The sequence below is a fragment of the Streptococcus handemini genome (genome assembly GCF_040984445.1).
Taxonomy (GTDB): domain Bacteria; phylum Bacillota; class Bacilli; order Lactobacillales; family Streptococcaceae; genus Streptococcus; species Streptococcus handemini.
The window spans coordinates 1-7991 of record NZ_JBFRYH010000080.1; the positions used below are offsets into that span (position 1 = coordinate 1).

Sequence of the window (7991 nt, forward strand, 5' to 3'; positions counted from 1 at the left end):
CGAGACTTTGGGAAAGGCATTAGGTGACATCAACCACCGACCACGAAAATGTTTAGCTTACAGAACCGCTGTTGAAGCTCTCTTGAATGAGTTCGAATAAAGGTTGCACTTTTTCTTGCAATTTGTCTGACGTAAAGAACTGGGTAAAAAAGTTGAAAAAATCATGAAAATAGTGTATAATATGTCTAAATTATTTGTCGTGTGTTTTGTCTGAAATATTGTCCAGACAAGGCTTACAGCAGTTAAATCGAGCTTACTTAAGGAAGATTTAGCTGCTCTTTTTGTGCTTATTTTTGGTCTCTAAAATAAATTGTCACCAATTCTTAAAGATTCTAAAAATTCTGACAAATCGACGATGTGTGGTCTAATCGGCTAGACCTAGAGAAAAAAGAAGGAGTTAAAAACTTGGCAGGACATGAAGTTCAGTACGGCAAGCACCGTACCCGTCGCAGTTTTTCAAGAATCAAAGAAGTTCTTGATTTACCAAATTTGATTGAAATTCAAACGGACTCATTCAAAGAATTTTTGGATCACGGTCTGAAAGAAGTTTTTGAAGATGTACTTCCAGTATCCAACTTTACAGATACAATGGAATTGGAATTTGTTGGTTATGAATTAAAAGAACCAAAGTATACCCTAGAAGAAGCACGTATCCATGATGCGAGTTACTCAGCGCCAATCTTTGTGACCTTCCGTTTGATTAACAAAGAAACAGGCGAAATTAAGACACAAGAAGTCTTCTTTGGTGAGTTTCCAATTATGACTGAAATGGGAACCTTTATCATCAATGGTGGTGAGCGGATTATCGTTAGTCAGCTTGTGCGTTCGCCAGGTGTTTACTTCAATGATAAGGTCGATAAAAACGGTAAGGTTGGCTATGGTTCAACGGTTATTCCAAACCGTGGTGCTTGGTTAGAGCTTGAGACAGACTCAAAAGACATCGCCTATACTCGGATTGATCGTACCCGTAAAATTCCATTTACAACGCTGGTTCGTGCACTTGGATTCTCAGGTGATGATGAAATCTTTGATATCTTTGGTGATAGCGAATTGGTGCGCAATACCATTGAAAAAGATATTCATAAAAACCCAGCTGATTCACGTACGGATGAAGCCTTGAAAGAAATTTATGAACGTCTTCGTCCAGGTGAACCGAAGACAGCAGAAAGCTCACGTAGCTTGTTGACAGCACGTTTCTTTGACCCACGTCGTTATGACTTGGCGCCTGTTGGTCGTTATAAGATTAACAAGAAATTGAACCTCCGCACTCGTTTGCTCAACCAAACCTTGGCTGAACACGTGATTAACGGTGAAACAGGTGAAATTGTCCTTGAAGCTGGAACTGTCTTGAATCGGGATGTACTTGAATCGATTGAAGAGCAATTTGATGAGTTGAACTTGGTTGAATATAGCCCAAACGATGCAGCTGTTGTGGTAGAGCCAGTCTTACTTCAAAAATTCAAGATTGTGGCACCGACAGACCCAGACCGTGTCGTAACGGTTATAGGGAACGCCAACCCAGCAGAAAATATTCGTACGATTACACCAGCAGATATTTTAGCTGAGATGAGCTACTTCCTCAACCTTGCAGAAGGTCTTGGTCGCGTTGACGATATTGACCACCTTGGAAATCGTCGGATTCGTGCGGTGGGTGAATTGCTCGCTAACCAAGTGCGTATCGGATTGACCCGTATGGAACGTAATCTTCGTGAGCGTATGAGTGTACAGGACAATGAAGTCTTGACTCCACAACAAATCATCAATATCCGTCCTGTAACAGCGGCAATCAAAGAATTCTTTGGTTCATCTCAGTTGTCGCAGTTCATGGACCAACACAACCCATTGTCAGAGTTGTCCCACAAACGTCGTCTATCAGCCTTAGGACCTGGTGGTTTGACACGTGACCGTGCCGGTTATGAAGTTCGTGACGTACATTATACTCACTATGGTCGTATGTGTCCAATTGAAACGCCTGAAGGACCAAACATCGGTTTGATCAACAACTTGTCTTCTTATGGACATTTGAACAAGTATGGTTTCATCCAAACACCTTACCGCAAGATTGATCGTGCGACTGGTACGGTTACAAATGAAATCGTTTGGTTGACTGCCGATGAAGAGGATGCTTACATCGTAGCGCAATCGACTTCTCCACTTGATGAGAACAACCGTTTTGTAGACAAAATCGTCATGGGACGTCATCAAGGGAACAACCAAGAATTCCCAGCAGAATCTGCGGATTTCATGGATGTATCGCCTAAGCAGGTAGTTGCCGTTGCGACAGCATGTATTCCTTTCCTTGAAAACGACGACTCCAACCGTGCCCTCATGGGTGCCAACATGCAGCGTCAGGCCGTGCCGTTGATTGATCCAAAAGCTCCTTATGTAGGAACTGGTATGGAATATCAAGCAGCCCACGATTCAGGAGCAGCAGTTATTGCCCAACATAACGGAAAAGTGACCTATGCGGATGCAGACAAGGTTGAAGTTCGCCGTGAAGACGGTTCACTTGATGTTTACCACATCCAAAAATTCCGCCGTTCAAATTCAGGGACAGCCTATAACCAACGTACCTTGGTGAAACTTGGCGACACCGTTGAAAAAGGTGACTTTATCGCCGACGGACCTTCGATGGAAAATGGAGAAATGGCGCTTGGACAAAACCCAATCGTTGCCTACATGACATGGGAAGGCTATAACTTCGAGGATGCGGTTATCATGAGTGAGCGCCTAGTGAAAGATGATGTGTATACATCTGTTCACTTGGAAGAATATGAATCAGAAACTCGCGACACCAAGTTAGGCCCTGAAGAAATTACTCGTGAAATTCCAAACGTTGGTGAAGATGCACTGAAAGACTTGGATGAAATGGGAATTATCCGCATTGGTGCTGAGGTAAAAGAAGGCGATATCCTTGTTGGTAAAGTGACTCCAAAGGGGGAAAAAGACCTCTCAGCAGAAGAACGTCTCCTCCACGCTATCTTTGGTGATAAATCTCGTGAAGTGCGTGATACGTCACTTCGTGTACCTCACGGTGCGGACGGTGTCGTTCGTGATGTGAAAATCTTTACGCGTGCTAACGGCGACGAATTGCAATCAGGTGTGAATATGCTGGTTCGTGTCTACATCGCCCAAAAACGGAAGATTAAGGTCGGAGATAAGATGGCGGGACGCCACGGAAACAAAGGGGTTGTTTCTCGTATTGTACCCGTTGAAGATATGCCATACCTTCCAGATGGAACGCCGGTTGATATCATGTTGAATCCGCTTGGGGTGCCTTCTCGTATGAATATCGGACAGGTTATGGAACTTCACCTTGGAATGGCAGCACGAAACTTAGGTATTCATATCGCGACACCAGTCTTTGATGGAGCAAGTTCAGAAGATCTTTGGTCAACGGTTAAAGAAGCTGGTATGGATAGCGATGCCAAGACAATCCTTTACGATGGACGTACGGGTGAGCCATTTGATAACCGTGTGTCTGTTGGGGTCATGTACATGATCAAACTCCACCACATGGTTGATGATAAACTGCACGCACGTTCAGTAGGGCCATACTCACTTGTTACCCAACAACCTCTTGGAGGAAAAGCTCAGTTTGGTGGACAACGTTTTGGTGAGATGGAGGTTTGGGCACTTGAAGCCTACGGTGCATCAAACGTTCTTCAAGAAATCTTGACCTACAAGTCAGATGATGTCAACGGTCGTTTGAAAGCCTATGAAGCGATTACCAAAGGAAAACCAATTCCAAAACCTGGTGTGCCTGAGTCATTCCGCGTATTGGTGAAGGAATTGCAATCACTTGGTCTTGATATGCGTGTCCTTGACGAGGATGATCAAGAAGTAGAGCTTCGTGACCTTGATGAAGGTGAAGATGATGACATTATTCACGTAGATGATTTAGAAAAAGCGCGTGCAAAAGCCGCAGCGGATGCTGCAGCCGCATTTGCCGCAGAAGCCGAATCAGAAGAATAAGGATAGGTGGAAACAGAGCTCGTTTCTGTTTCCAGCTGTTCTCTTGCTAGAAATGAAGAAAGGGATTATTAGTGGTTGACGTAAATCGATTTAAAAGTATGCAAATCACTTTAGCTTCTCCCAATAAGGTCCGTTCATGGTCTTATGGTGAAGTTAAAAAACCTGAAACAATCAACTATCGTACGCTCAAACCAGAGCGTGATGGGCTCTTTGATGAGGTCATCTTTGGTCCAACAAAAGACTGGGAATGCTCCTGTGGAAAATACAAGCGAATCCGTTACAAGGGAATCGTTTGTGACCGCTGTGGTGTAGAAGTCACACGTGCCAAAGTACGCCGTGAGCGGATGGGACACATTGAGTTAAAAGCACCGATTTCTCATATTTGGTATTTCAAAGGAATTCCAAGCCGTATGGGCTTGACATTGGATATGAGTCCACGTGATTTGGAAGAAGTTATTTACTTCGCTGCTTATGTAGTCATTGATCCAAAAGATACACCGCTTGAACACAAGTCTATCTTAACGGAACGTGAGTACCGTGAAAAATTGCGCGAGTATGGTTTTGGTTCATTCGTTGCGAAAATGGGAGCAGAAGCTATCCAAGACTTACTGAAGCAAGTGGATTTGCCAACTGAAATCGCAGCTTTGAAAGAAGAATTGAAAACTGCTTCTGGTCAAAAACGCATTAAGGCAGTTCGTCGTTTGGACGTTCTAGATGCCTTTTACAAATCTGGAAACAAACCTGAGTGGATGATTTTAAATATCTTGCCAGTCATTCCACCAGATTTACGCCCAATGGTGCAATTGGACGGTGGTCGCTTTGCAGCCTCTGACTTGAATGAATTATACCGTCGTGTGATTAACCGGAACAACCGTTTGGCTCGTTTGCTTGAGTTGAATGCACCAGGCATTATCGTACAAAATGAGAAGCGGATGTTGCAAGAAGCGGTTGATGCTCTTATTGATAATGGTCGCCGTGGTCGTCCAATTACAGGGCCAGGTAGTCGTCCGCTCAAATCTCTCAGTCATATGCTGAAAGGAAAACAAGGACGGTTCCGTCAAAACTTGCTCGGAAAACGGGTTGACTTCTCAGGACGTTCCGTTATCGCCGTTGGTCCAACGCTTAAAATGTACCAATGTGGCGTGCCACGTGAAATGGCAATTGAGCTTTTCAAACCGTTTGTCATGCGCGAGATCGTTGCCCGTGAAATTGCAGGAAACGTAAAAGCAGCAAAACGCTTGATTGAGCGCGGTGATGACCGTATTTGGGATATTCTTGAAGAAGTTATTAAAGAACACCCAGTGCTATTGAACCGCGCACCGACCCTTCACCGGCTTGGTATCCAGGCCTTTGAGCCAGTCTTGATTGACGGGAAAGCCCTTCGCTTGCACCCGCTCGTGTGTGAGGCCTACAATGCCGACTTTGACGGGGACCAAATGGCGATTCACGTACCATTGTCAGAAGAAGCACAAGCAGAAGCACGGATTTTGATGCTTGCAGCGGAACACATCCTGAATCCGAAGGATGGGAAACCAGTTGTAACCCCGTCTCAGGATATGGTCTTGGGGAACTACTATTTGACCATGGAAGATGCCGGCCGTGAAGGTGAAGGTATGGTCTTCAAAGATATGGATGAAGCCGTTATGGCTTACCGGAATGGTTATGTTCACTTACATACCCGTGTTGGTATTGCGACAGATAGTCTTGACAAGCCTTGGTCAGAATCACAAAAACACAAAGTGATGATGACGACGGTTGGTAAGATTTTGTTTAATGCAATTATGCCAGAAGGGTTGCCGTATCTCCAAGAACCAACCAATGCCAACTTGACAGAAGGCACACCAGACAAGTATTTCTTGGAACCAGGAGCTGATATTAACGCAGCGATTGCGGCATTGCCAATCAATCCTCCATTCAAGAAGAAAAATCTTGGAAATATCATCGCTGAAATCTTCAAACGCTTCCGCACAACGGAAACATCTGCGCTTCTTGACCGCTTGAAAGATCTCGGGTACTACCACTCAACGCTTGCAGGTTTGACAGTGGGAATCGCAGATATTCCAGTTATTGCCAACAAGGCAGAAATTATTGAAGAATCACACGAACGTGTGGAACAAATCAAGAAACAATTCCGCCGTGGTATGATTACTGATGATGAGCGTTACGCAGCGGTGACAGATGAGTGGCGTTCAGCGAAAGAGAAATTAGAAAAACGCTTGACAGAATCACAAGATCCAAAGAACCCAATCGTTATGATGATGGATTCTGGAGCTCGTGGTAATATCTCAAACTTCTCACAGCTTGCCGGAATGCGTGGTCTGATGTCTGCGCCGAACGGACGTATCATGGAATTGCCAATCTTGTCAAACTTCCGTGAGGGACTCTCTGTATTGGAAATGTTCTTCTCAACTCACGGAGCGCGTAAGGGTATGACAGATACAGCCTTGAAGACAGCCGACTCAGGTTATTTGACTCGTCGTCTTGTTGACGTTGCCCAAGATGTGATTATCCGTGAGGACGACTGTGGAACAGACCGTGGATTGGATATTCGTTCCATCACCGACGGCAAGGAAATGATTGAACCACTTGAAGAACGCTTGCAAGGTCGTTACACTAAGAAAACTGTTAAACACCCTGAGACAGGTGCGATTATTATCGGTCCAAATGAATTGGTTACCGAAGATATTGCCCGTGAAATTGTCAATGCTGGTGTCGAACAAGTGACTATTCGCTCCGTCTTTACATGTAACACTCGCCACGGTGTCTGCCGTCATTGTTACGGCATCAACTTGGCAACAGGGGATGCAGTTGAAGTGGGTGAAGCAGTGGGTACAATCGCCGCTCAGTCTATCGGTGAGCCTGGTACACAGTTGACCATGCGTACCTTCCACACGGGTGGTGTAGCCTCTAACTCAGATATCACGCAAGGTTTGCCTCGTGTCCAAGAAATCTTTGAAGCCCGCAATCCAAAAGGGGAAGCGGTCATTACAGAAATCAAGGGTGAGGTAACAGCAATCGATGAAGATGCGGCTACCCGTACTAAGAAAGTCTTTGTTAAAGGTAAGACTGGTGAAGGCGAGTACGTGGTACCATTTACTGCACGTATGCGTGTAGAAGTCGGCTCTCAAGTAGCACGCGGTGATGCCCTTACAGAAGGTTCTATCCAACCAAAACGCTTGCTTGAAGTCCGCGATGTCTTGTCTGTGGAGACCTACCTCCTTTCTGAAGTACAAAAAGTATACCGTAGCCAAGGGGTAGAAATCGGAGACAAACACATCGAGGTAATGGTTCGCCAAATGCTTCGCAAAGTTCGTGTCATGGACCCAGGAGATACTGATTTGCTCATGGGTACCCTCATGGATATTACAGACTTCACCGATGCTAATGCGGATGTGGTGATCGCAGGTGGAATCCCAGCAACTGCTCGTCCGGTCCTTATGGGAATTACCAAGGCCTCTCTTGAGACCAACAGTTTCTTGTCTGCGGCGTCCTTCCAAGAAACCACTCGTGTCCTTACGGATGCGGCAATCCGTGGTAAACGTGATAACCTTCTCGGCTTGAAGGAAAATGTCATCATCGGTAAGATCATTCCAGCAGGTACTGGTATGGCACGTTACCGGAATATTGAACCCCAGGCAGTTAATGAAGTTGAAATCATCGAAGATACCGTTGCTGAAGAATTAGCAGAAGAACTCGTATCAGAATAAATCTTTGCAAAAAAGTCTGCTGAAAGTCTATCAGTGCAGACTTAAAAGAGCTTGTCCAAGAACTGGGACAGGCTCTTTTCTATTATGTGGCTTTAAGCCCAGTCTCGCTCCGATAGGTGCGAGACAAATCAACCACCCGCTATGCGGGTGCGCATCGACTGTTATACAAAAAATCTCCAAACGCGCTACAATAAAGGTGTTCAAGCCTACTGTAAAGCGAAAGGAGATACTAATATGGCACAAAAGGCACATAGTTTATCGCACACAAAATGGATGTGTTCTATCACATTGTGTTTACCCCTAAGTATA

Annotated in this window: 2 protein-coding genes and 2 pseudogenes; all 4 read left to right on the forward strand. The window is 45.0% G+C overall.

Features of this window, described 5'->3' with window-relative positions:
• Nucleotides 1-100 (forward strand): annotated as a pseudogene (locus ABPH35_RS09745) (IS30 family transposase); the annotation flags it as partial.
• Nucleotides 101-405: 305 nt separating this feature from the next.
• Complete coding sequence (rpoB, locus tag ABPH35_RS09750) at nt 406-3975, forward strand: DNA-directed RNA polymerase subunit beta (protein WP_349989418.1); 3570 nt, start codon at nt 406-408, stop codon at nt 3973-3975.
• A 71-nt stretch (nt 3976-4046) separates the two neighbouring features.
• On the forward strand, nt 4047-7682 hold the full coding sequence (gene rpoC / locus ABPH35_RS09755) for a DNA-directed RNA polymerase subunit beta' (RefSeq protein ID WP_349989419.1): 3636 nt from the start codon (nt 4047-4049) through the stop codon (nt 7680-7682).
• Nucleotides 7683-7916: 234 nt separating this feature from the next.
• Nucleotides 7917-7991, forward strand: a pseudogene (locus tag ABPH35_RS09760) (IS200/IS605 family transposase); the annotation flags it as partial.